The sequence below is a fragment of the Dyella flagellata genome (assembly GCF_030160275.1).
Taxonomy (GTDB): Bacteria; Pseudomonadota; Gammaproteobacteria; order Xanthomonadales; family Rhodanobacteraceae; genus Dyella_B; species Dyella_B flagellata.
The window spans coordinates 95,173-120,696 of sequence record NZ_BSOA01000013.1; the positions used below are offsets into that span (position 1 = coordinate 95,173).

A 25,524-nucleotide genomic window follows, 5' to 3' on the forward strand; every position below is an offset into this window, starting at 1 on the left:
ACTCATCCTGCGACGATGTTGACGATCTTGCCGGGCACCACGATCACCTTGCGCACCGTCTGCCCTTCCAGAAAGGCTGCCACATTGGGATGCGCGCGCGCCAGCGCTTCGGCTTCTTCCTTCGGGGCGCTGGCGGACACTTCGACCGTGCCACGCAGCTTGCCATTGACCTGAACCGCCAAAGTGAGCGTATCGCGTACCAGGGCGGCCGCATCCGCCTTCGGCCAGGGCTGGTCGTCCAGCACGGCTTGGCGGTGGCCCAGAGCCTGCCACAGAGCGTGGCTGACGTGCGGCACCACCGGGTTGAGCAGCAGCACCATGGTTTCCAGCGCTTCATGGCGCACGGCACGGCCCTGCTCGCTCTGGTCGGTGAACTTGCCCAGGGCGTTGAGCAATTCCATCAGCGCGGCGATCGCGGTGTTGAAGGCATGGCGACGGCCGAAGTCGTCGCTCACCTTCTGGATCGTTTCATGCAACTGGCGGCGCAGCGCCTTCTGGCCGGCGTCCAGCGCTGACGGATCGACTTTGGGATGATCCGGCTGGCCAACGTGGGTGGTCACCTCGCGCCAGAAGCGGCGCAGGAAGCGCGCCATGCCTTCCACGCCAGCCTCGCTCCATTCCAGCGACTGCTCCGGCGGCGCGGCGAACATGGAAAACAGGCGCACGGTATCGGCGCCGAATTTCTCCACCATCGCCTGCGGGTCGACGCCGTTGTTCTTGGACTTGGACATCTTCTCGGTGCCACCGATCAGCACCGGCTTACCATCGGCCTTCAGCACCGCGCCGATCACGCGCGCTTTTTCGTCGCGCTGGATCTCCACGTCGGCGGGATTGATCCAATCCTTGGAGCCGTCCGCGTTTTCGCGATAGAAGGTTTCCGCGATCACCATGCCCTGGCACAGCAGGTTGGTGGCCGGCTCATCCGCCTTCACCAGGCCGACATCACGCATTAGCTTGTGATAGAAGCGGAAATACAACAAATGCAGGATCGCGTGCTCGATGCCGCCGATGTATTGGTCGACCGGCAACCAGTAGTTGGCGCGTTCGTCCACCAGGCCGTTCGCGCCGGGACTGGTGTAGCGAGCGTAATACCAGCTCGATTCCATGAAGGTATCGAAGGTGTCGGTCTCGCGTTCGGCCGGGCCGCCGCAATGCGGGCAGCTGGTCTTGCGCCACTGAAGGTCAGCCTTGATCGGCGACTGCACGCCGGAGAAGGCTACGTCTTCCGGCAGCACCACCGGCAGTTGGTCTTCCGGCACCGGCAAGGCGCCACATTTCAAGCAATAGATCACCGGAATCGGGCAGCCCCAATAGCGTTGGCGGCTCACACCCCAATCGCGCAGGCGCCAGTTGACGCGCCGATGCCCCTTGCCGGCCGCCGCCAGCTGGGCGGCGATGAAATCGAACGCCTGGGTGTGATTCTTGCCGTCGAGATCACCGGAGTTGACCACGCGCATGTCGGCACGCGTCTTGTCGGAGTACCACTCTTTCCAATGCTGCGGATCGTAGGCAGCATCGTCGCCGCCCACGGCGATCACCTGCTTGATCGGCAGCTGGTACTTGTGCGCGAATTCGAAATCGCGCTCATCGTGACCGGGCACCGCCATGACCGCGCCGGTGCCGTAGCCCATCAGGACGAAATTGGCCACCCATACCGGTACTTTGTCGCCGGTGACCGGATGGATCGCATTGAGGCCGGTTGGCATGCCCCGCTTTTCCTGCGTTTCCAGCTCAGCCTCTGACACACCGCCATGGCGCAATTCTTCCAGGAACGCGGCCAGCTGCGGATTGCTCGCCGCAGCTTTCTGCGCCAGCGGATGCTCGCCGGCGATCGAGACGAAGGTGACGCCCAGCAAAGTATCCGGGCGCGTGGTGAACACGGTCAGCGGTTCCACCTCGCCTTCCACCGCGAAGTGGATGTCCACGCCCTCGCTGCGCCCGATCCAGTTGCGCTGCATGGTCTTCACCGCGTCCGGCCAGCCGGGCAGCTGGTCCAGGCCGTCCAGCAGCTCTTGCGCGTAATCGGTGATCTTCAGGAACCACTGCGGGATCTCGCGCTTTTCCACTAGCGCGCCGGAGCGCCAGCCGCGCCCATCGATCACCTGCTCGTTAGCAAGCACGGTCTGGTCGATAGGATCCCAGTTCACTACCGCGTTCTTGCGATAGGCCAGGCCCTTGTGCATCAGCCGGGTGAACATCAGCTGTTCCCAGCGGTAGTACTCCGGCCGGCAGGTGGCGAATTCGCGGCTCCAGTCGATGGCGTAACCCAGCGACTTGAGCTGCTCGCGCATGTGCTCGATGTTCTTGTACGTCCATTTGGCTGGCGCGGTGGCGTTCTTGATCGCCGCGTTCTCCGCCGGCAGCCCGAACGCGTCCCAACCCATCGGCTGCAGCACGTTCTTGCCGTTCATGCGCTGGTAGCGGCTGATTACGTCGCCGATGGTGTAATTGCGCACGTGCCCCATGTGCAGCGCGCCGGAGGGGTACGGCAGCATGGCCAGGCAGTAGAACTTCGGGCGGGAAGGATCCTCCTTCACCTCGTACGCGCGCTGCGCGGTCCAATACTGCTGGGCGGCGGCTTCCACCACCTGCGGGCTGTAGTCGTTGGGGAAACCCTGGTCTTGATTGTCCTGCATGATCCGGCGCCGTTCTCCGTTGCGGGCGCGCCGGAAACCAAACCCGGGCACCGCGTTGAACCCGTCAGACTAGCAGAAATGACCATCGGGCTTGAGCACCGCGATGCTGGGATGGTCATCCCAACCTACGCGTCACCGGCCGGGACATGCGGGCACGCGCCCGTCCGCCATGGCCGGCGCCACGCCGGCAATCTGCCCGGCCAGGGTCGCCAGCGCCTGCTGATGCCCGGCCACCAGGCCGGCATAGCCCTGGCCCGCGCTTTCGTTGACGCGGCTGCTGCAGGTGAGCACGGCCTGGCTGCTGAGCTCGCGGATCGTCCAGGTTGCATCGATCAACGCGTAGTTACCCGGTGCGGAATCGAAGCGGCGCAGGTCGACCTTGATGCGCAACACCGGCTTGCCGTGCGTGGGGGCGGTGCCACTGATGTCCTGCGCATGGGTGCGTAGCGCCAGCTCGGCCGCCAAGGCGCCACGTACTTCGTCCGCCAGCGGCGCGGCCCAGCGTTCGCCGTTGAGCAGGGTTACTGCCTGGCCGCCCTGGCGCACCACCAATTGCGGCACGTCATCCTGGGCTGGGACGACCACCGGCATCAGCTCGAACTGGAAGTTCGCCGGCGGCACCGCGGTTTCGGCTTGCGCGCTGTCAGGCGCCGACAGCAAGGTGTAGTAGTGGATGGGCGCCGATGCGCAAGCCGCCAGCGCTGCTGCGCCGCATGCCGCGATCAGTTGTCGCATACGAATCATGGCTTGCTCCCTTGCTGCGGCGAGGCGCTAGGTGAACCCGTGTCGGGTGGTGGCGCATCCTGGCCGCGCCCACGAATCAACGAGCTGGGTTGGGCGTTCAAGTAATCGGTCAGCGCGCGCAGCGAACGGGCCATGCGCTGCAGTTCCTGCAACGTGCCGGTGAGGTTCTGCTGCAACGGCGAATCGGCCGAGAACGCGTTGTTCGCCGTGCCCAGGGTCTGGTTGGCGCCCTTGAGCGTTTCATGCAACTGGGGCAGCACGTTGCCGTTGACCTGCTTGAGGGTGCCGTCCAGATCGGCCAACGTGTGGTTGAGGTTGTTGCCGATCGCGTCGAACGGGATCTTGTTGATCTTGTCGACGATCTCCGCCATCTGCTCCTGCAGCTTGTCGAAGCTGCCCGGGATGGTGGGTATCTGCAGCGGGCGCGCATTGGGGTCGTACGGCACCTTCGGCGCTTTCGGCACCATGTCCAGCGAAATGAACAACTGGCCGGTAAGCAGGTTGCCCACCTTCGCCTGTGCACGCAGGCCTTGCTGGACCATGCCGGCCACCACATGATCCAGGTCGTCCTCGCCCCTGGACTTGGCGATCGCCTGCAGCTTGGAGTGCGCACGTCCCAGGCGCTCCGGATAGACCAGCGCGCCCACGTAGATCGGGAAGCGGTTGGTCTTTTCGTCATAGTCCATGCGGATGGAGACGACGTGGCCGAAGTTGATGCCACGGAACTCCACCGGCGCGTCCACCGTCAGGCCGCGCACTGGCTGATCGAAGCGCATCACGATGTACTGCGGCTCGCCGTTCGGCGGCGCCATGGCATTGCCTTCGTTGTCGAACAGCGTGAAGCGGGCGTTCTCGTCGGCCGGTTTTTCGTTGGGGTGCGGCCCGGGCGCATCGTTGAAAGCCACGCCCCCGGCCAGCACGGTGGCCAGCGATTGCGTATTGAGCTTCAGGCCGTCGGCGCTGATCGATACGTCCACGCCGCTGGCATTCCAGAAGCGTGCCTCGGTGGTCACGAAGTGATCGTACGGGCTGTCCACGAAAATCTGCAGCGTGACGCCTTTGCCGTCGCTATCGAGCTTATAGGAAGCCACCCGCCCTACCTGGATGCGGCGGAAATAGATCGGCGAGCCGATATCCAGCGACCCCAAGTCGCCGGCATGCAAGCTGTAGCTGCGGCCACGCGAGTCGTGCAACACGGAAGGCGGGTTCTCCAAGCCGACGAACTCGTTTTGCGGCTGATCGGACTTGCCCACGTCCACACCGATGAACGAGCCTGACAGCAAGGTATCGATACCCGACACGCCACCCAACCCGATGCGCGGACGCACTACCCAGAAGCGCGAATCGGATACCGCGATATCGCCCGCGCTTTTCTCCAGCTCCACCTTCACGATCACCTTGCTGTGATCCTGGCTCAGGCGAATGCCGGTGACCTTGCCGATCACCACGTCCTTGTACTTCACCACCGTCTTGCCTGATTCCAGGCCTTGGGCGGTCTGGAAGCTGATGGTGATGGCGGGGCCCTGCTGCCGCCAGGCGTTGATCACCAGCGACAAGCCGATCAGCGCCGCCACCGCCGGTATCAGCCAGATCCACGACGCGTTGACGCGACGGTGCTTGACCACCGGCTCGGGCAGGTTGCCGCCTACATGGGGAGTGTTCTGGTCAGTCATCTTCGTCCGGGCAATCCCATATCAGGCGGGGGTCGAAACTCTGCGAGGCCAGGATGGTAAGTATCACGGTAAGGCCGAAGTACACCACTCCAGGCAACGGCGCCACTTCGCTGAAGAAGCCGAACTGCACCAGCGCGGTCAGCAGCGCCACCACGAATACGTCCAGCATGGACCAATAGCCGATGAACTCCACCAGCCGGTATAGCATCGCGCGCTGCCGGCGCGCCCAGTTGCTACCCCGCTGCGCGCTCAACAACAACATGCTTATCACCAGGAACTTCATCATCGGCACCATGATGCTGGCGGTGAACACGATGACGGCCAGATCCGGCGAGCCTTTCACCCACAATTCGACCACGCCGCTGAGGATGGTGTTGTCATCGACGTCGCCCAGGCTGGCGGTGCGCATGATAGGCAGCACATTGGCGGGAATGTAGAAAAGGAAGGCCGCGATCAACAGCGCCCAGGTACGCGCGCAGCTATTGGGCTTGCGCCGGTGCAGCGCACTGCCGCAGCGCGGGCAGGCCGGATCGTCGGCATGGTTGTCGCGGCAGACCTGACCGCACAGATGGCAGCCGATCAAGCCCAGCTCATGCGCCCGGGGCAGCGCGCTCATGACGACCGTTCCGGGGGAATCTTGTCCCATAGCTGGCGCAGATCGATGCCGGAGAAAACGGTGATCAGTACCGCCAGCGCAGCGTAGGCGAACGCACCGATATTAGGTGTCACGTCGAAATACAGCTGCGCCTTGACGATGGAGACCAGGATGCCGAGCACGAACACTTCGCTCATGGTCCATGGCCCGATGTAGTGCAGCACCGCCATCAACGGCACGAAGCCCGGCGCACGGCGCCCTTTGCGCCCGAAGCGCAGCAACCAGCCCAGCACCAGCATCTTGCACAGCGGAAAGAAGAACAGCGTGCAGGCCGCCAGCACCGCCACCACCTGCGACTGTTCTTTCCACATCATGATGATGATGCCCCACAGCGTGGCGTGGATCTGCTCGCCGTTGAGGCCCAGCGTGATGATCGGCCATACATTGGCCTGCACGAACACCACCATCACCGTGATCACCAGCGCATACATCGTGTTCATGCCGATGCGCTGGTGGCGCTCCAGCACGGCGTTGCAGCGTGCGCAGCGCGCCACATCACCGCGCGCCAGCGGCCGGCGGCGATACACCGTATCGCAGTGCTCGCAGATCAGCAGGTCCGACATCGGCGCCTGCTGCGCTTGTTCCATGCTGGTCGGGGGTGTAGTGCTCATGTAGGCGATTCTCGCAAATCCGGGATAAGCATGCCTGGCTAGGGATGCCCTTGATATGCTGGGCGGCGCCCCGATCTGCACGAACTAGCCCCCTGGAGCCAACTGTGAACGCCGCCGTTTCCCCGCACATCTTCGAGGTCGATCAGGCCAACTTCGAAACCGAGGTGCTGCAAGCCTCGCTCACCACGCCCGTGCTGGTGGACTTCTGGGCGACCTGGTGCGGTCCCTGCAAGTCATTGGGCCCCCTGCTGGAAAAACTCGCAGTTGAATTCAACGGCGCCTTCCGCCTGGGCAAGGTCGACGTCGACCAGAACCAGGAGCTGGCCGGCGTCTTCGGCATCCGCAGCATTCCCACCGTGATCCTGGTGAAGGATGGGCAGCCCCTCGACGGCTTCGCCGGCGCCCTGCCCGAAGGCCAGCTGCGCCAATTCCTAGCGCGTCACCTTGAGCCGCTGGAAGATGATTTCGAAGAGCCGGAAGAAATCGCGCCCGAATCGCCTGAGCAGGCGATCAACCGCCTGCAGCAGGAAATCGCGGCCGACCCGAAGCGCTCCGAGCTCAAGCTCGACCTGGCGATCGCGCTGGCCCAGGCCGGCCACGCCGCAGCGGCGGAAACCGAACTCAACGCCCTGCCCGCCAACCTCGCCACTGATGCCCGCGCCGTGCGCCTGCGCAGCCAGCTCGATCTGGCTCGCTCGCTCGAAGGCACCCCGCCGATGGAAGTGCTGCAACAGCGCCTGCACGCCAATCCGCAGGATTGGGAAGCACACGACCTGCTCGGCGTGCGCCTGTTGCTTGGCAATGATCCCGCGGCCGGCCTCGAACATTGGCTGCTATTGCTGGAGAAAGCCCGCGACTGGAACGAGGGCCAGGCGAAGAAGCGCCTGCTGGCGGCGTTCAATACCCTGGACGATGCGGAGCTGGTCGGGCGTTATCGCCGGCGCATGGCTTCGCTGTTGTTCTGATGTCGTAGGCTGGGATGGCAATCCCAGCCTACGACGTTCCATACGCACAAGTATGGTAGATTAAGGGCTCTCTCCGGAGCCCTCCATGCGCGCGCCCACTTTCCGTCGTTTGCTAAATCTGTGGCCACCTTTCCTGTTCAGCGGCATTCGCCTGCTGAACCTGGATGATGACTACACCGAGGCGCGCGTGGTGCTCAGGCTGCGTCCGTGGAATCGCAATTACGTGCGCACGCAATTCGGCGGCAGCCTGTTTGCCATGGCCGATCCGTTCTGGATGCTGCTGATCCTGCATCACCTGGGCAAAGATCATTTCGTCTGGGACAAGGCCGGAAGCATCGATTTCGTTTCGCCGGGCCGCGAGGATGTCTACGCACATTTCAAGCTGGAATCCGGTTTGCTGGAGGAATTGCGCGCCGCCGCCGCCCAAGGCGAGAAAGTGCTGCGCTGGTTCGAGGTACCGATCAAGACGGCGGCAGGCGAAGTGGTCGCAGTGGTTCGCAAGCAACTGTATGTGCGCCTGAAGCCCAAGCATCGCTGAATGGCGCTCACTCCTGCTGGAAACGCGTGATCTGCTCCAGCATGGTTTCGGCTTTTTGCACGCCGCCGCCTGCAAGGCTGTTTTCGAGCCAGGCACGATAACCCCAACGCCGAATGAGCCAGGCTACCAAGGCCACCAAGCCCAGCGAAGCAAAACCGGACAACAGCAGGTAACTCGTCAGGGCGGGAGCGGCGTCCTCAGGATCGACACCGCTGCTTGCAATCGCCATCAGCACCAGCGGGATCCACACAAACGAACACGTCACCGCATACAACGGTGCTTCCACATGCACCCGCCAAGCACGCAAGCTGGCAATACGCCGCTGGATCTCCAACACCGGAGCCGCGTAGTCGATCTGCTTGATCAGATGCAGGTTGCGCGCCGCCGTCACGATCATCACGATGCCAAAGACGTGCACGGACAGGCCCCACACCAGAAAATGGAGTACGGTCATGCGCGGGAACCAGAAAGAGACCGCCATTACCGCCACCAGCGCGCCGGCGACGATCTGCAGCAGTTGGCCCCAGAAAAGCGGCCATAGGCCGTGACGTGCTTGATCCAGGCGTCGCTCTGTCAGCAGCTGGATGTTCAAAGCGTGCTGCGTCTCCCACTGTCGGCCCAGCGTCTGCCAGGCAAGCTTCATATCATCGAGTTCCATAAGCCACTCCCGCGGGCAAGTCGCCCGTCATCCGGCTGCGAAGTTTCTGTTTGATGCGACTGATCTTGGTAGCCACGTTGGTTTCGCTGATGCCGAGAATCTGGGCCATTTCGCCGTAGTCGCGGTCTTCCAGATACAACAGGATCAGCGCTCGATTCAGAGGGTCCAGCTGGGCGATGAATCGATGCAGGGCTGCCAGGCGCTCATCGGGCTCGGCAATGCCTGCTGCTCCCTCCAACGTATCGAGCTGCTCGGGCTCCAGCGATTCTTCCGGACGCAACCGTCGCTTATAGGAAATCGCCACATTCAACGCCACCCGATACATCCAGGTGGAGAAACTTGCGCGCCGTGCATCGAAACTGGCAAAGGAACGCCACAGCTGCACGCAGATTTCCTGCCTCAAATCGTTGCGATCTTCCGGATGGCTGGCATACACCGACGCCACCTTGAACACGATGCGCTGGTGTTCCTGCAACAACTTCTCAAACGCCTGCTGTAGTTCCCGTCCGCGCATGAGCCGTCCCCGTGGTTACCTCTGTTATTCGCGCCGCGCGCGAAAAAATCACAGCCGGCCATCCTGCCGCCTACAATAGGCAGGCCCCTCCCCCGCCCCGAGTCAGCCATGCCTCCGCTACGTCTGAAACGCTACCTCATCACCGGCTTGCTTACCTTCATGCCGCTATGGGTGACCTGGCTGGTGTTCAAATTCATCGTGGGATTCCTCGCCGACCTCGGGGCACCGCTGGTGGCCGCGTTCGTCGGTGCCTTGGGCTGGGTGTCGCCCCAGGCTGCCGGCCGGCTCAGCCATGGCTGGATAACATATGTGCTGGCACTGTTGCTCACCTTGATCGCGCTGTATCTGCTTGGCTTCCTGGCCAATCGCATGATCGGCCAACGTCTACTGCATGCGTTCGACAGCGTGCTGCAACGGATTCCGCTGGTGCAAACCATCTATGGCGGCACCAAAAAGCTGACGGCCGTGCTGCAGAACAAGCCCAGCGGGATGCAGCGCGTGGTGCTGGTCGACTTTCCCCGCCGCGGCATGAAGGTGGTCGGTTTCGTCACCCGCGTGATGAACGAGGAAGGCAGTGGGCGCGAGATCGCGGCCGTGTACATCCCAACCACGCCCAACCCCACCGGCGGTTACCTAGAGATGGTTCCGGTGGACGAATTGACGCCCACCGACTGGACCATGGACCAGGCCATGGCCTTCATCATTTCCGGCGGCGCAGTGGCACCCGATAGTTTGCCGGCATCGCCGGCCGCCTTGCCGCCACAGAGACACGCAGGATGACCAGGCGCCGGGCATGACCGGCTTTGAAGATCACCGTTAATTCATTCGGCTAAAGCACCCAAGCCATACATCGCATCGGGGATGCGCTGTGCGTCACGCCGTGGGTGACGGATACACAAGTGCTCGCTGCGGCATGCAACCGCACGCCACAGCTTGGAGGCTTTTTGCACATGCGTCTGGGATGACGCCGGCATTCAGGCCTCATCGCCCGGCTCAGGCCGTGGCGGCCGTTCTGTGTCGCACGCTCACAGGCGAGCAGGAGCCTACTACCGTCACCCGAATAAACGGCACAGCAACAAAACTGCTGAACTGACCATTGAATAAAATGAAATAATTTCACGGCGTACTGAAACATCCAACAAATACTTCCGCCTTAATCTTCGTGACGCTCATTTCGTCATGAAACGGCGCCCATGATAACACTCAATAATCCAGTGCCATCACCGTGATCTAACGATTTTCACCACATCAGTCCCCAGGGAGTGCAATCATGAAAATAAAAAACAAACTTATCCCGCCTCTTTCTATGGCCATTTTTTCCATGTTAGCAGCCAATGTACATGCTGATGACGCTCAGTGCATCGGCGGAACCTACTATACCGGCTATCTTGTTACGCTTGATCCCGTCCCCAATAACAACAAGGAAATATTCAAGGCGACCATTAAAACGACAGACGGGAAAAACACATACACACTCCCCGTCGATGAAAATATAGGACCCAGAACACGCAATGGCAATATGGTCTATGCAACACTTTTATCAGCCGGCATATCAGGAAATAAAGTTGATTTATGGTGCAACCACTTAAATAAAATCAGCAATGCCGTGATTCATTTCGATTGACCCAATCAACAACTTCTTGCGGCCAATCAGGTCAGGGGAGTATCCGAACTTATGCAAACGATGCAAAAAATAAAAACGAGCATGACCAACGCGGCACTCGCCATACCATGGGTTGCCGCCCTCTTGCCCACCTCCGTTCAAGCTCAGAACGTGCACTCGTATGACCACGTATCCGTGGTACGCCTGGACTATTCTGTTAAAGATATGAAAATCTACACGGAAGACCCGAAGAACAACACCACGCACGTCACTTCCATGTCGTGGTGGATAGACTCGGATATCGGCGACAACTACCTTCCATTACTGCTCACGGCCTACTCGAAAGACCTCCCAGTGAACATCAAGGACAGCGCATATTCAGGCCTGGCTGAAATTGAGTTGACCACTGGCAACTAATCAGGAGACATGCTCATGCCTGTCAGTATAAAAAAGATCCTAGCCTGCATAGGCTTATCGTTTGCCGCATGGAGCGCCCTGCCTGCGCAAAGCATGCCTTTGACCTTCACCCTTAACAACGTCAGAGTGAAAGGGCTGCATATGAAGGGAGAAGACTACTATATCTCGGTACGGGCCGTGGACCAGCAATGGAATGATACGGATTTTTGGTTTTACTCCGATTCACGCATGTATAGCAAAGGGTGTCCGAGGGAATACTATTTAACCGACGTTACAAAATTCAGGTTACTTCAGTTTGCACAAATCAACGATCTACCAGTCAGTGTCGACTTATCGAAAGGATACGACGAATACCCTGGTCCTACACCCAACAAAAATATCCGTCGCATGGTAGTCACGCCTTCAGGCCAAGCGATTGATGTCGTTCCAAACGTTCTCCCGGTGACGAAGACGATCGAGCGCGGACATGTAGTAGGAGTCGGCGATGACGCGGTGTACATTAAAGACGACTCGTCAGGGTTGACGTACATCATGCATCACGGCGGATGTGAACTCAGCAATAGCGAAGTCAGGGCATGGCGACAGTTCGTCGAGATGGAACTCGTAGCGCTGAAACAGGACAGGCCTGTCAAAGCAAAATTCGATTATCGTATGCTCGAGCTGGATCTGCTCTCACAGTGACAGCGGCTAGGCGGCGACCACCTCGAACGGCCGCATCATCTCGTTTGCTTCGTGCTCCAGCAAATGGCAATGCCATGCGTAACGCCCCGCATAGCCATCGAAGCGCACGATGATGCGCGTAATCATGCCGGGCCAGGCCTGCACCACATCTTTCCAGCCCGCCTCGCCGGCTGAAGGTGCTTGTGCCGCACCCGTGTAGCGCACGGCTTGGGCATCCATCCAGGCACCGGTATCAAACGGGCGGCGATCCAGGATCTGGAACTTCACTAGGTGCAGATGGATGGGATGCGTGTCATCGGTGAGGTTGACCAGGTTCCAGATCTCGGTGCTGCCTAGCACCGGCTTTTCCGTCACCGGCTCGTGCCAGCGCTTGCCGCCAAGCAGCATCAGCATCGGTTCGGCCACGCAATCCTGGTAGGAGTCCAGCGTCAGCATGCGCTGCTTGGTAGCAGCCGACTCGGACATACGAGGCACGTCGCGCAGTACGGCGGGCAGCATGCTCGCATCCTTCGCACGACCGCTGCCGACGCGAAATTGCATGATCGGCAAAGCATCGTTGACCAGTTCGAGCTGCTGTCCGGCGAGAGCGGCAAAGTCGATGACGATGTCCGCGCGCTCGCCCGGCGCAATGAAGAGGTTGCGCAACGACACCGGCGCGGCAAGCAAACCCTGGTCGCTGCCGATCTGCACGAACGGGCGCCCATCGCGCATTTTCAGGTTGAAGAACCGCGCATTGGAAGCATTCAGCACGCGAAAGCGGTAGCGACGCGGCTGCACCTCCAGATACGGCAGCAACGCGCCGTTGACGAGCATGGCGTTGCCGAACACTTCCGAAACCCACGGCGCTTCGCTATTGCCCGAGACCGGGTAGTAAAGCTGCGCAGCGGTGGTTAGCAACCTATCGCTCAGGGTCAGCGGAATTTCCTGCTCGCCTTGCGGCAGGCCCAAGGCTTGCTCGTGTTCGTCACGCACGATGAAATGACCGAACATGCCCGCATAGATATTCAGGCGATTGATACCCATCGCGTGATCGTGATACCACAAAGCGGCCGCATCCTGCCGGTTCGGATAGGTATGTAAGCGCGATTGGCCAGGCACGTACCAGTCATCCGGGTAACCATCGCTTGCGGTCGGCACGCAAGCACCATGCACATGTACTACAGCGCGAACTTCGGGCTGGTCTTTTTCGGCACCATGAATGCGATGGTCGATCGGCAGAAAGTGCTTGGAAGGAAGTAAATTGCGCCAATCGATGCGCAATACCTTGCCGCTTTGCGCCTCGATGCTAGGCCCAGGCATGCAGCCACCGTAGGTCCACAGGCGCGTGGGCGGCAGATCGTGATGCAGGCGTTGTTCGGCTTCACGCATATCCACGCGCAGCGTCGTGCCGTCGGCGCGCAGCACCGGCGGTAGCGGCAATCGGTCGACGAACGGTTTGAGCTGGCCAGGATCGAGCAGGCGCGGCACGCTCGCCTGATCTGCCACCAGGTGCTTGCACAAGGGGCCACCACCCAGCTTGCCCATTCCGCGCATGTCATGCGCGCCCAGACGCGTAGAGCATGCGCCCAGCCCCAACACCGTCCATTTCAGAAAATCGCGGCGAGTCGACACGGTGGATTTCTCGTAAGCAAAAAGGCATCGCCCCAGCCAGTGGGGCGATGCTTGCAACATTCTGACGTCTTGATCAACAACGCGCGAATTACTTCCCGGTCACCGGCTCGCCGGTGCTTGCGTCCAGGAACAGGCGGCGGTTTTCGCCGAACGGGTCGTCGAAATCGAACATCTTGGTGAGCTTGCCGGCCACCGCATCGAACGAGCCGCCACCAAGGCGCTGGCCACCCAGCCAGTTGTCTTCGATGAAGCGCGTGATCGAGCTTTGGTCGGTCACCGTGTGATCGACGTAATTGCGGCGGGCCCATGGCGAAATCACCAACAGCGGCAGGCGCGGGCCGTAACCGCAGCGCCCCTGTACCGCCTGGTTGGTATTCACGCCCGGCAGCGTGCTGCGGCCGTTGCACACGCCCGCGGCATTGAGCGCATCCTGGCTGGTCTGCGAGGCGTTCACCCGTGGCGAGGTCTGGTGGTCATACCAGCCGTCGGAGTCGTCATAGGCAATCACCACGGCGGTGTCGCGCCATTCCGGCCGCTGCTGCAGGAAGTTGAGCACGTGCACGATGAACTGCTGCTCGTCCAGCGGATCGGAATAGCCGGCATGGCCGTCCTGGTAGCCCGGCGCCTTGAGGAAGCTCACCGCCGGCATGTTGCCCGCTTCCACCGCGGCGTAGAAATCGTTGAGGTCGTACTGGTGATTGGCCGCATCGCCGTAGTGGCCGATCATCGCCACCGAGGTGGGACGCGCGTGCGTAGGATTGGCAGTGTGCGAGTAATACTGGAACGGCTGGTGATGCGGGATATAGTCCGCCTTCTTCGCCTGTGTCACCGTAGAGGTGGTGCTGCGCTTGCAGCCGGTGCTGCCATTCGGGTTGATGGTGGAGAGATCGAAACCGCCTTCGAAGAAACCCCAGGTGATGCGCTTGGCGCTGAGCAACTCGCCGATGTTCTTGCCGCTCATGCGCACGCGCGCACCGCTGGAGTTGGAACACACGTCGTCGATCGGGTCGGCATCGCTGATCAGCGTGTAGCCACCCTGGCCATCGGCAACCACGTCCCCGGCAGCGGCCAACTGTTCGCTGACGCCGTTGGTCTGGCCCGAAACCAGGTTCAGTGCGCCCGGCGTGGACGGACCGAAGGTGGTGTTGTAGCTGTTGTCGCTCATGGCGAAATGCTGGGCGTAATGCCACAGCGCGGTAACGGTGTTGCCGTCGTAGTAACCCATCACTTGGCCAGTGCCGTCTTCAGCCGTGCTGCCACCCGGCAGGGTTTCACCCGAACCGGTGTACTTCGGAAACAGATCCATGGCGCCGTTGTCGAACGCCTGCTGCTCCGGCATGTAGTCGTGATCCTGGTCGGCCGTGGCGGCCTGGGCGCGCGACAGGCGGAACGGATTGATCGCCCCTGTGCCGTTGGCGGCGTTGTTGGCATTCGGATTATTGCCGAGCAGTTCCTTGCTGAGGCCGTTGACCTTCGGCGTATCCGGCTTCGCGTAGAACGGCGGCTCGCCCGCCGGGTTCGCCGCATAAGGATAGGTGCCGAAGTAGTGATCGAAGGACACGTTCTCCTGAAAGATCACCACCAGGTGCTTGATCGGCGTGGCGGTGGGAACATGCTTATGTCCCTGCCAGGAAGCAGCATCGACGGCCGGATCCGGCGCGGACAACGCGACGGCGGACAGTGTTAGCAAGCAGGCAGCAAGACAGACGGCAAGACGAGAGCGCATGGCAGCCTCCGGTGACGGTCAATGGGCACGCTCCCCTCGGCGCGACAGGCGGGACCTTAGCGCTTGGCCATGACAGGCGAATAACAGCTGCTCGACGAGTGCGGGTTTTCGGTGGGCTGCGTAGCTGGGATAGCCATCCCGGCCTGCACACGGCATAACCGCACAAACGGCCACGGCGGGCGCCTACCCCACCCCTGACCTTTGACACTGGGTACACCATGACCTATGACCTAGCTTGGGAAGTCATGGCCGGAATCGGCATTGCGCGCGATACCAAGGCCAGCCAAACCAGGAAGCGCCCCGGGCGATTCATACGACCTTTTCCAGAGGGATATTCATGACCTACAAGCATTTGAAGCCGCTGTTGCTCGCCGCGAGCGTCACCTTTGCCCTGGCCGCGTGCGGCAAGCAAGAGCAAGCCCAGACACCGGCCCCGGCACCGTCGGCCAGCGCACCTGCCGCTGCAGCCAGCACCGCCGCTGCCACCAAGCCGGTCAGCGTGTTCGACGCCAGCGAGCTGGACGCCTCCATCAACGCGTGCCAGGACTTCAACGGCTTCGTCAATGCCAAATGGGTCGCCGCCCACCCGATTCCGCAGGACCGCACCCGTTGGGGCGCGTTCGATGCGCTGGCCGAGCAGAGCCTGAGCACGCAGCACGACATCGTTGATGCGGCCGCCAAGAACATCGCACAGGCCAAGCCGGGGTCGATCGAACAGAAGATCGGCTACCTGTACCAGGCCGGCATGGACCAGGACGCCGTCAACAAGCTTGGCTACGATCCGATCAAGCCGCAGCTCGCCGCGATCGATGCGCTGAAAAAGCCGGCTGACGTCGCCAAGTACATTACTGACCGCTTCGCCGACGGCGACAGCCAGGTGTTCGAATTCGGCTCCGGCGCCGACTTCAAGGATGCCAAGATCCAGATCGGTTTCGCCAACCAGTCGGGCCTGGGCCTGCCCACGCGCGACTACTACACCGAGGCGAAATACGCCGATATCCGCAGTGCCTACAAGGACTATATCGCCAAGTCGCTGGAGCTGACCGGCGTAGCCGAGGCCGATGCCAAGAAGCAGGCCGACGAAGTGCTGGCATTCGAAACCAAGCTGGCGCAGTCCTCGCTCTCGCCCACCGAAATGCGCGACCTGGACAACCAATATCACTTCGTGAGCGTGGCCGAGGCGGACAAGCTCACTGCGCACTTCAACTGGGGTGACTTCTTCAAGGCCCAGGGCGTTAGCATCGACAAGGGCTTCTCGCTGTCACAGCCGAAGTTCTTCGCCGAATTCGACAAGCTGCTGACCACCGCGCCGATAGCGCAATGGCAAGCTTATCTGCGCTTCCACGCCATCAGCAGCGCTTCGCCGTACCTGAGCACCGCCTTCCAGGACAACCGCTTCGATTTCTACGGCAAGACGCTTTCCGGCCAGCCGGAACAGAAGCCGCTGTGGAAGCGCGTGCTGGGTGCAGTCAACGGCTCCATGGGCGAAGCCTTGGGCCAGCTGTACGTGGCCAAGGAGTTCACGCCCGAAGCCAAGCAGCGTGCGCAGGATCTGGTGACCAATGTGCGCGAAGCCCTGAAGGATCGCATCCAGCACCTGGATTGGATGAGCGACGCCACCAAGCAGAAGGCGCTGGACAAGTGGCAGAAGTTCCTGCCCAAGATCGGCTACCCGGACCACTGGCGCAGCTGGGATGGCCTGGACATCAAGCAGGGCGACTACTACGGCAGCCTGATGGCCGCGGCCAAATTCAACTACCAATGGGACATTGGCCACATCGGCAAGCCCACCGACCGCACCGAGTGGGGCATGACGCCACAAACGGTGAACGCCTACTACGATCCCAGCACCAACACCATCAACTTCCCGGCCGCCATCCTGCAGCCGCCGTTCTTCTATGCCAAGGGCGATGACGCGATCAACTACGGCGGCATCGGCGCCGTGATCGGGCACGAGTCCAGCCACGGCTTCGACGACCAGGGCGCGCAGTTCGACGGCGACGGCAACAAGGCCGACTGGTGGACGGCGCAGGACAAGGCGCAGTTCAAGGCACGCACCGGCAAACTGGTGGATCAGTTCAACGGGTATGCGCCGATCAAGGACAAGCCGGACCTGCACGTCAATGGCCAGCTGACCCTGGGCGAGAACATTGCGGACCTGGGCGGCATCAACGTGGCCTACGATGCTCTGCAGGATGCGCTGAAGAAGAACCCCAGCGAGGCGCAGGACAAGATCGACGGCTACACTGAAGACCAGCGCTTCTTCTTGAGCTGGGCGCGCGTATGGCGCAACAACACCCGCGAGAAGCAAGCGGAGTTGTATCTGAACATCGATCCGCACGCTCCGGCTTCGCTGCGCGCTGTTGGTGCGCCGTCGAACATGCCGGCATTTGCGCAGGCCTTCCAGTGCAAGGCGGGCGACACGATGGTCCGTGACGGCGACAAGCAGGTGAAGATCTGGTAAGTCGCACGACGCCCTAGTTGGGAAAACCAAAGCCCCGCATCGCCGATGCGGGGCTTTTTCGTGGATAGGCTGGGATGACAATCCCAGCATCCCTGCACCGCGAGAAAGCTGGGATTGGCATCCCAGCCTACGCGGCGGTCGCTGCTTCACAGACGTGTAACATTATGTAAGAATGGGAACGATTCGTATTTACAGAACGCCTTTCAAGGTCGCAAGCGGGATTGAGCCCAGACGCGCTCAAGCAGCCAGCCAAGCCGGTTCTGTTCCTTCCACCTTGCCGACATCGTTCCCATGCCCGCCAACTTCCCTGCTTCGCCTTTGCAAACCGCCCTGCTGCTTGCACTCGCCCTCCCCGCTGCGACATCCGCACAAGGCACAGCTTCCTCCGCTGGCCCAAGCAACGAGCCGTCCACGCCCAAAACCATGAACACGGTGCACGTCACCGGCAGCATCATCGGCAACGACTACACCGCTGACACATCGAGCGTCGGCGCCAAGGTGCCCACATCACTGCGCGACATCCCGCAGAGCGTGGTGGTGGTAAACCGCGATCTGCTCGACGCCCAAGGTGCCACCTCGCTGCAGGATGCGTTGCGCAACGTGCCGGGCATTACCATCGGCGCGGCCGAAGGCGGGCAAATCGGCAACAACATCAACCTGCGCGGCTTCACCGCACGCACCGACATCTATCTGGACGGCTTCCGCGACCCCGGCCAGTACTACCGCGACGTGTTCGATCTGGACGCCGTCGAAGTGCTGAAAGGGCCCTCGTCCATGTTGTTCGGCCGCGGCTCCACCGGTGGCGTGATCAACCAGGTCAGCAAGCAACCCGAGTTGAAGGCGTTCGGCCAGATCAGCGCGACGGTGGGCAGCGGCGACCGTTACCGCCTTACCGGCGACATCAATCAACCACTGTCCGGCACCGCCGCCGCGCGCTTGAACATCTACGGCCAGGACATGCACTCCACGCGCGAGGTGTTGAACAACCGCGACGGCGGCATCGCACCGGCGCTGCGCCTTGGTATTGGCACACCGACCCAAATCACGCTATCGGCCTTGATCCAGCGTAACCACGACATGCCCGACTACGGCCTGCCACCGATCAACGGCCGACCTGCGCACGTCAATCCGAAAAACTGGTACGGCCTGACCGACGACCGCACCATTCAAAGCATCGACGAATTCAACGCACGCCTGGAGCATACGTTCTCGGATCACCTTACCCTGCGCACGCAATTGCAATACAGCCAATACAAAACCGATGCGCGCGAAACTGCCGCCAACAGCGTCGTCACGGCTGGTGGCGTAACGCTCAACCGCACTCTTGGCAATCCCACCAACCTGCCATTGCAGGATCTCTACGTGCAGTTGGCCAGCCACGACCGCGTCATCCACGACAAACTGCTGGACAGCCAGACCGATCTGGTCAACAAGTTCTCAACCGGTAACTGGCAGCACACCCTGGTCACCGGCGTGGAGTTCGCACGCGAAACCTACAACAACCAGACCTATACGCGTAACGGCTTGCCACTCCTTTCCTTGCTCGATCCTGCGCAGCAAGCCACACCCGCCAACGTCACCACTACTGTGGGCAATTATGCGCAGTCTGTCGGCAAGTCGGTCGGTGTCTACGCCAACGACACCATCAAGCTAGACGATCACTGGATGGTGGTGGCCGGCGTACGCCGCGACCGCTTCGACGCACACATCAGCAATACCCTTTCAGCGCCGGCCTATGCCCAGCAGACGGTGTATTTCACCAGCGTGCGCGGCGGCGTGATTTATCAGCCCAGCGAAAAACAGTCCTATTACGTGTCGTATGGCACCTCGTTCAACCCGGTGCTGGAACAGCTCACGCTTACCAACGGCACGCAAAACCTCGCCCCTTCGAAAAACCGCTCCTACGAAATCGGCGCCAAGTGGAATCTGCTCGACGACATGCTTGGCGTCAATGCCGCGCTGTACAAGCTGGAACAGACCAATGCGCGCACGCAAACCTCATCCGGCGAATACACGCTCAATGGCAACATTCGCGTGCGTGGCGCGGAGCTGGGAGTAGTCGGACATCTCACCGACCACTGGCAGGTCTTCTCCGGCTACAGCTACATGGACGGCAAGATTGTGAAAGCCTTGGACGGCACCCAAGGCAACGTACCGGCCAACACGCCACGCAACACCTTTACCGCCTGGACCACCTATACCTTCGCCCAGCACTGGGAAGCAGGCGGTGGCCCTACTTACATGTCGCAACGCTATGCGGCGAATACCGACAAGACCAGCGTGGGCGGCTATACGCGCTGGGATGCGATGCTGGCGTACCATCAGCCTCGCTATGACATCCGGCTCAATTTGTTGAACCTTGCCAACAAGCGGTATTTCGATGCAGTGATACCGTCCGACGGCGGGCGGGCGGTGCCTGGGGTTGGGCGTACGGTGTTGGGGACGGTTACGTACAAGTTCTGAGAGATACGCTCATAGTTGGTTGTAACCCGAAGCGTGCACCTCGACACTCGCCATGACGTGCTCCCTCCCCTGCGTGCAGGGGAGGGCTGGGGTGGGGTTGCACGAGCTTGCGGAAATGCTTGAATTCATCGCGAGCTTGCTTCACCCCACCCCAACCCTCCCCTACTACACGTAGGGGAGGGAGCAAACCCTCATTCCATTGCGCTGATCACAAGTAGTCCTACCACCATGCTGGTCCACATCCCAACCCTGCTCAGCACCGACCAAGTCGCCCATTTTCGCCAACGCCTGGACGCCGCGGACGCCCACTGGGTCGACGGCCGTGTCACCGCCGGCCACCAGGGCACCCGCGTCAAGCAAAACCAGCAAATCGCCGAAGGCTCGCCGCTAGCCAATGAACTGGGCAACATCGTGCTTGGCGCGCTGGAACGCCACCCGCTCTTCATCAGTGCTGCGCTGCCCAACCGCATCTACCCGCCGATGTTCAACCGCTACGGGGGTGGCATGCACTTCGGCAGCCATGTCGACGGCTCCATCCGCCTGCTACCCGGCAGCGCCGACAAGATCCGCACCGATCTCTCCGCCACACTGTTCCTGGCCTCGCCCGACAGCTACGACGGCGGCGAACTATTGATCGAAGACACTTATGGCACCCAGACGGTCAAGCTTCCTGCCGGCGACATGATCCTCTACCCCGCCAGCAGCCTGCATCGCGTGAACCCGGTTACGCGCGGCACACGGCTGGCTTGCTTTTTCTGGGTGCAAAGCATGCTGCGCGATGACGGTCAGCGCAGCATGCTGTTCGACCTGGATAACGCCATCCAGCGGCTTACCGCCACCCACGCCGATGAAGCCGCGCGAGTGAGGCTTACCGGCGTCTATCACAACTTGTTGCGGATGTGGGCGGAGACTTAAGGAGCCTCTTGGGGATTACCAGCACCCCGTGGTAGATGGCGAGCGGGTGCCCGCCTGGTTGATCGAGAGCGTTCCACAGCTGTCTTTCAGCTGTAAGGAGCTCGTAGGGGTCGCCTGGACACTGTAGGCCGAAGTGCTGGGATTGGCTGGACCAAACGCGTAACTATAATTTTTCCCGGTCTGGCTGGGTGCTGCGCAATCGAGCGTTGGCAGCGTTGTCGCCACTGTTGCTCCCGAGGTAGAACTGGACGCGGGCATCTGGCCGTAGTTCAAGGTCGTGGTGTAAATCCGCTCCATGTAATTGGCATGCTCGGACAAGCATGCCTCCGCCGCCCTACGGTTGGTCTTGATCGTGTACTGCGTGTAGGCGGGAACGGCAATCGCAGCCAGTATCGCGACGATCGCCACCGAGATCATCAGTTCGACCAGGCTGAAACCCGCCTGCCTATCGCGGCGAATCCGCTTTTGCCCAAGCCGTGGGCGAACGACAAGCTTGCGGGCTTCCACATGGCCATTGGGTCGATTCATGATGCCGGGCCTCATTGATTCACCACTTCCTGCCAGGATACACGCGTCGTGGTTCCGGTCGAGCCAGTGGTCATCTGGTTGGATGTAGTGCCGTTATCGAAGCTATTGAGCATGTCGCCACCCACGAAGATCGGGTTGTTGGGCAGCGCACTGAAGCCCAAACCCGATGTCGGCATGGTCACGGTCTTGCCGTTGTAGGTGAACGTAGCGGTACCGCCGCTGCCCATGAAGAATTGGGCAGATGGGTTGGTGCCGGTGAAGGGATCGACCGCCATCACCCAACCGCTGCCGGAAGGGTTGCAGATATCGGTAACCACCGGGATGCGCGTGGTGCCCAGCAGCAAATTGCCCTGGAACTGGTTGGGCGTGACCATGCGCTCGCCCTGGGCGACCAAGGCACCGTTGGTTCCCGTCGGCGCCTCCAGGTTCATGTACCAGCCGAGCTCGCCGCTCATGTCGCTCGGGGTCGGCATTGGCGTCACTACGCGCTCACCCAAGGTAGGGGGGCTAGCGGTGGGATCGCCGTTCAGCTGATAGATGATCGAGCGCTGCTTCAAATTGCTCACCGTTGCACTACTCGTCGGCGTGGAGGAGCCACCCGGCTGGGCAATCACACCGTACCAACTCTCTACTTGCTGGTTGCTGAGATCGCTGCTGCTGAGGTACTGACCGGTGCCGAAGAACACCCACACGTTGCCCGTGGTGGGATCCTCGCCCGCCAACATGCCGGCCGTGATCGGTTGCGGATTGCTGCTGGTATCCAGCGGGGTGGAGAAAACGACAGTTCCGGTCGTGCTCACGCCGCCTAAAGTGCTCGGATCGGTATTGTAGTTATTGCCTTGTGCGCTACCCAGCGGGAACCGCCACACCTGTCCCTGTAGATCGCCCGCGTAGGCCTCGGTACTGACACCATTGCCCGCAACATCCATCCAGGTTACCGGTGCGGCGAGGCCATTGGCCGCGGTGGAGATGCGGTTGGTGGTCGTGTGTACGCTGAGCGTACCGGTGGCCAGGTCAAATTCCAGCAAGGCCGCCGAGCCGGCGGTGCTGTTGTAACCGTTGCCGATCAACACCTGCCAGTCGGAATTGGTACCGTCCTGCACTTTGGCGATCACCGGCTTACCTACCATCTGGCCAATGTAGTTGCTGTTGGTCAGTCCGTCGCCGGCGGAACGCTCCCATAGAGGCTTGATGTTGCTGGGATCGGTAATGTCCAGCGCATAGACGGCTTTGGCCGGGCCACGGCCGGTGGTGCCCACCAGGATGGTATGCCAGCTATAGCCATTGTCTGCCGTGAGCCCGGGCAAATAGGCGTCGGCGATGGTCAACTCACCGTCGTTGAAGTACTGATGCGGCAAGGTGGTATTACCGTAGGAGGGATCCGACAGGCTCGCCAGATTGGCTCCCGTATTGGTCGTGCCGCCCGCCGCGATCACTGCACCGGGCAGGTAGGCATACACTTCAGTTCCGTTGCTGGCGTCAAAGGCATGCAGCATGCCGTCGTTGGCCGCTACGAACACCAAGGGCTTGCGCGCGGAAACAGCATTGGTCACGGCGGCGCCGCTGCTGTCGGCCGTACTTTGAGCCCAGGCCAGGAACGAATTGTCGCCGCTGCTCGCGGAGTTGGCGATGCCGGTAAATGCCTGGTTCTCGAACTCGTTCAGATTGGGAGCACCGGAATACACCGGTTGCGAGTCCACGATGTCGCCTAGCGCGGTATTGCGATCGCGATAGTTGCCGTTGTTTTTCTGCTCCAGCGTGGTATCGCCACGCAGGTAGTTCACCATCGTTACCTGTGCTGCTGTCGTGCTGCCCAGCGCGGCGAGCTGTGTGCTGGACAAAGCGGGCGGCGCACCGGAGGAAGAGTTCTTGAACGCCACGAACGAACCGCTGCTCCCCGACGAGGCCGACGGCACGTAGGTAACGATGTTGCGATTGGGATAGGTGACGATGCCATTGCTGTCGTCCATCTGCGCGGCCGCACTCCATGTTGGCGTGGTGGCGATCGCGCCGGTGGTGGAATCGATCGCCAGCGCCTTCAGGTCGCCGGTCCACTTGACCGTGTAGTAATTCGCCTGATAAGCCACCGTGCCGTTGGTGAGCTGGGTGGAGTTGGCCGCCAGGCTGGCGCCGGTACCCGCGCGCTCGGAGGCACGTTGTATGGCATCGGTCAAACCACTAATAAACGTTGCCGGGCTGGTCGCGGAATAGAAGCCGCCGTGCCCGTTCACGCCCGCATGTTCCAGGTCGGCAATGTTGTAGATCGAGTTCGACGCAGGCGCAGGCCAGCTGAAGTTGCTGAGCGTAAGCTTACCGTTGGCAGCACTGAAGACGTCGCTGACAGTGGGTGGCGAATCGCCATTGGATGCCGTGCCGGTAATACCCGACGGGGTGAAGCCCAAGCCCATGGTAAAGGTGGTCATGTGCTGCCAGAACGCTGGATCTTCCGCGTTGGTCGGCACTTCGTTGGGAAAGGACGTGCTGTTTTGCAGGTCGTTTTCCCAGTAATACATGGCTACGTCGGCGAGAGACGCGCCACCATCGCTCGGCGCGCCACCGGAGTAAGGCGCTGCGGGCGAGCTGCCGGGTGTGCTTGGCCACGTCAGGCCATTGGGCCCGTTCACCGTCGGCCAGGCCGCGCTACTGGCGCCGTTCTCGGCCGACGACGAGTAACTGTCGTTCCAGAAACCATCGGTAGTCAAAATGGTGTAGGACTGCCGGCAGGCGATACTGCTCGGTTGGTTGGTCGTCCCATAGCCGGGATCGGATGACATCGTCGTCCAAGGCTGCGAAGTCTGGTAGTACTGCCCCACCCGATCCAATGCCGTGCGCAAGGGTGTACCGCCACCCGCATTCTCGCCAAGGATCCAGGTCCAGAACGCGGCCTTCTGGGTCCCGCTGGAACCATCGCCGAACGGCTGGTCCTCGGCCAGGGCATTCTGGGCGTTGCCTTCTCCATTGCCGGAATCGTCGAATGGATACTGCAGTGTTGGAAGGCCAGCGGTGTTGTTGCCGTTGATCGAGCCGAAGCCCACTCGGAACGACTTGTCCACGGTGGAAAAGGCCGCCATCAGGCCGCTCTTGGCCATCAGGATGCGGGTGTGGTAGTAGGAGTACCAGTTGGCGACGTTCTGCTGGGTGGCGGCGGTTTCGTCGCAGTTGCTCGATGTCATGCCAGCCGAGGCGGCCAGTTCGCAAGTACCGTTGAGGCCTACGTAGTGACTCGTGTAGGTGCCATCTGAGTTTTGCACCGTATAGGTAAAGAACGAATACGTGCTCGTCGTCTGTGGCACGCACATGTTCGTGCTCGTATCCAAGGTATCCGAACCATTGCAGTACGGCGACGAAGTCGCGTACGCCGGATCCGGCGTGCACATGAAGGTCGTGGAGTTGTAGGTGTCTGTTCCCTGACAGGTAGGAGACCTGGTTCTATTTCTGCTATTGACGCAGAGGCCCGCATTCCTGCCGGTGGTTTGCAGCGAGTAGCCCCACGGGCAAGTCGGTGCATAGGGCTGCTCCTGACACTGCCCACTCTGAAGCGTAGATCCGGATGGACAAAGCGGCGTGTAAGGTGTGCCAGACGAAGTGACAGTAAAGGATTGCGAATAGCCGATATTGCTCGGCGGGCAGAACGCGTTGGCCGCGTAGCAAGTGTTGTTGTTACTCGAATCTTTCGAACCATTGTAGTTCGACAGATTTACTGTGCCGGTACTGTGATTGAAACCGTCGACCCATGCGGCGGTAAAGCTCGGCGCGGGATACAGGGAGCCATTGACCTGTTGCGGCGGGGCATAAGTGATATTCGGGTTGTAGTAAGCGCCATTGATGCTGGAACTGGTCAGCTCGGCCGCGGTAGGGTTACCCGGATTCGCGCCGATATATCCATAGTCGGGCATGACGTCCCAGTTCATCGAACCCGAATCGTCGAGCATCAGAGTCACGTTGGGTGGAATCGTCGGCTGCAAGGTCACCGGCTGCTGGTCCACGGGCACCGTGGTGGTGGCCGCCGCTGGCGTGTAGCTAGCGCCAATTGTCCAGACAGCCAGCACCGTACCCAGCAACCGGCACGCTGCGGCACCCAGACGGCGAACTGCTTGTAGCTTCGTGTTCATCACGGTTTAA

20 protein-coding genes are annotated in these 25,524 nt (G+C 61.2%); 9 read left to right on the forward strand and 11 right to left on the reverse strand.

Annotated elements, in window-relative coordinates; all coding sequences use genetic code 11:
• Positions 1 to 2 precede the first annotated feature (2 nt).
• From leuS to QQJ96_RS07715, 5 genes are all read right to left on the reverse strand, one after another.
• The gene (gene leuS / locus QQJ96_RS07695; protein ID WP_284331394.1) at positions 3 to 2,636 is read right to left on the reverse strand and encodes a leucine--tRNA ligase; all 2,634 of its coding nucleotides are present in this window, start codon (positions 2,634 to 2,636) and stop codon (positions 3 to 5) included.
• Between the two features lie 132 nt (positions 2,637 to 2,768).
• Positions 2,769 to 3,380 carry a PqiC family protein gene (locus QQJ96_RS07700; protein ID WP_284331395.1) on the reverse strand — a complete coding sequence of 204 codons (612 nt, stop codon included), beginning with the start codon at positions 3,378 to 3,380 and terminating at the stop codon, positions 2,769 to 2,771.
• The gene (locus QQJ96_RS07705) at positions 3,377 to 5,053 is read right to left on the reverse strand and encodes a PqiB family protein (protein WP_284331396.1); all 1,677 of its coding nucleotides are present in this window, start codon (positions 5,051 to 5,053) and stop codon (positions 3,377 to 3,379) included. The genes QQJ96_RS07700 and QQJ96_RS07705 overlap by 4 nt, the downstream gene beginning before the upstream one ends.
• Positions 5,046 to 5,669: a paraquat-inducible protein A gene (locus tag QQJ96_RS07710; RefSeq protein ID WP_284331397.1), complete on the reverse strand. Its 624-nt coding sequence runs from the start codon at positions 5,667 to 5,669 to the stop codon at positions 5,046 to 5,048. Before QQJ96_RS07710 ends, QQJ96_RS07705 begins: the two co-directional genes overlap by 8 nt.
• Positions 5,666 to 6,319, reverse strand: coding sequence for a paraquat-inducible protein A (locus QQJ96_RS07715; RefSeq protein WP_284331398.1), 654 nt, complete (start codon positions 6,317 to 6,319; stop codon positions 5,666 to 5,668). Before QQJ96_RS07715 ends, QQJ96_RS07710 begins: the two co-directional genes overlap by 4 nt.
• A 104-nt stretch (positions 6,320 to 6,423) precedes the next feature.
• Between QQJ96_RS07715 and trxA the strand changes: the two genes are divergently transcribed.
• Positions 6,424 to 7,284, forward strand: coding sequence for a thioredoxin (gene trxA / locus QQJ96_RS07720; protein ID WP_284331399.1), 861 nt, complete (start codon positions 6,424 to 6,426; stop codon positions 7,282 to 7,284).
• An 85-nt stretch (positions 7,285 to 7,369) separates the two neighbouring features.
• The gene (locus QQJ96_RS07725) at positions 7,370 to 7,822 is read left to right on the forward strand and encodes a DUF4442 domain-containing protein (protein ID WP_284331400.1); all 453 of its coding nucleotides are present in this window, start codon (positions 7,370 to 7,372) and stop codon (positions 7,820 to 7,822) included.
• 7 nt (positions 7,823 to 7,829) lie between these two features.
• Here QQJ96_RS07725 and QQJ96_RS07730 read toward each other — a convergent pair whose 3' ends face one another.
• Positions 7,830 to 8,480, reverse strand: coding sequence for a hypothetical protein (locus QQJ96_RS07730; protein ID WP_284331401.1), 651 nt, complete (start codon positions 8,478 to 8,480; stop codon positions 7,830 to 7,832).
• Positions 8,467 to 8,994, reverse strand: coding sequence for an RNA polymerase sigma factor (locus tag QQJ96_RS07735; RefSeq protein WP_284331402.1), 528 nt, complete (start codon positions 8,992 to 8,994; stop codon positions 8,467 to 8,469). The genes QQJ96_RS07730 and QQJ96_RS07735 overlap by 14 nt, the downstream gene beginning before the upstream one ends.
• Before the next feature lie 108 nt (positions 8,995 to 9,102).
• Between QQJ96_RS07735 and QQJ96_RS07740 the strand changes: the two genes are divergently transcribed.
• From QQJ96_RS07740 to QQJ96_RS07755, 4 genes are all read left to right on the forward strand, one after another.
• Positions 9,103 to 9,774, forward strand: coding sequence for a DUF502 domain-containing protein (locus QQJ96_RS07740; protein ID WP_284331403.1), 672 nt, complete (start codon positions 9,103 to 9,105; stop codon positions 9,772 to 9,774).
• Positions 9,775 to 10,264: 490 nt separating this feature from the next.
• Positions 10,265 to 10,618, forward strand: coding sequence for a hypothetical protein (locus QQJ96_RS07745; RefSeq protein WP_284331404.1), 354 nt, complete (start codon positions 10,265 to 10,267; stop codon positions 10,616 to 10,618).
• Positions 10,619 to 10,669: 51 nt separating this feature from the next.
• Positions 10,670 to 11,014 carry a hypothetical protein gene (locus QQJ96_RS07750; protein ID WP_284331405.1) on the forward strand — a complete coding sequence of 115 codons (345 nt, stop codon included), beginning with the start codon at positions 10,670 to 10,672 and terminating at the stop codon, positions 11,012 to 11,014.
• 15 nt (positions 11,015 to 11,029) lie between these two features.
• Positions 11,030 to 11,695 carry a hypothetical protein gene (locus tag QQJ96_RS07755; protein ID WP_284331406.1) on the forward strand — a complete coding sequence of 222 codons (666 nt, stop codon included), beginning with the start codon at positions 11,030 to 11,032 and terminating at the stop codon, positions 11,693 to 11,695.
• A 6-nt stretch (positions 11,696 to 11,701) separates the two neighbouring features.
• Here QQJ96_RS07755 and QQJ96_RS07760 read toward each other — a convergent pair whose 3' ends face one another.
• A complete protein-coding gene (locus QQJ96_RS07760) occupies positions 11,702 to 13,306 on the reverse strand; it encodes a multicopper oxidase family protein (RefSeq protein ID WP_284331407.1) in 1,605 nt (534 codons plus the stop codon).
• 88 nt (positions 13,307 to 13,394) lie between these two features.
• On the reverse strand, positions 13,395 to 15,032 hold the full coding sequence (locus QQJ96_RS07765; RefSeq protein ID WP_284331408.1) for a phospholipase C: 1,638 nt from the start codon (positions 15,030 to 15,032) through the stop codon (positions 13,395 to 13,397).
• Positions 15,033 to 15,369: 337 nt separating this feature from the next.
• On the opposite strand from QQJ96_RS07765, the gene QQJ96_RS07770 reads away from it, so the two are divergent.
• The 3 genes from QQJ96_RS07770 (at position 15,370) to QQJ96_RS07780 (ending at position 20,874) form a co-directional block, all read left to right on the forward strand.
• On the forward strand, positions 15,370 to 17,496 hold the full coding sequence (locus QQJ96_RS07770) for a M13 family metallopeptidase (protein ID WP_284331409.1): 2,127 nt from the start codon (positions 15,370 to 15,372) through the stop codon (positions 17,494 to 17,496).
• A gap of 291 nt (positions 17,497 to 17,787) precedes the next feature.
• Positions 17,788 to 19,959: a TonB-dependent receptor gene (locus QQJ96_RS07775; RefSeq protein WP_284331410.1), complete on the forward strand. Its 2,172-nt coding sequence runs from the start codon at positions 17,788 to 17,790 to the stop codon at positions 19,957 to 19,959.
• 228 nt (positions 19,960 to 20,187) lie between these two features.
• Positions 20,188 to 20,874: a Fe2+-dependent dioxygenase gene (locus tag QQJ96_RS07780; protein ID WP_284331411.1), complete on the forward strand. Its 687-nt coding sequence runs from the start codon at positions 20,188 to 20,190 to the stop codon at positions 20,872 to 20,874.
• A gap of 15 nt (positions 20,875 to 20,889) precedes the next feature.
• On the opposite strand, the gene QQJ96_RS07785 is transcribed toward QQJ96_RS07780, so the two are convergent.
• Entirely contained in the window at positions 20,890 to 21,402 is a 513-nt protein-coding gene (locus tag QQJ96_RS07785) for a type IV pilin protein (protein WP_284331412.1), read from the reverse strand.
• Between the two features lie 11 nt (positions 21,403 to 21,413).
• Complete coding sequence (locus tag QQJ96_RS07790) at positions 21,414 to 25,514, reverse strand: pilus assembly protein (protein ID WP_284331413.1); 4,101 nt, start codon at positions 25,512 to 25,514, stop codon at positions 21,414 to 21,416.
• Positions 25,515 to 25,524 lie beyond the last annotated feature (10 nt).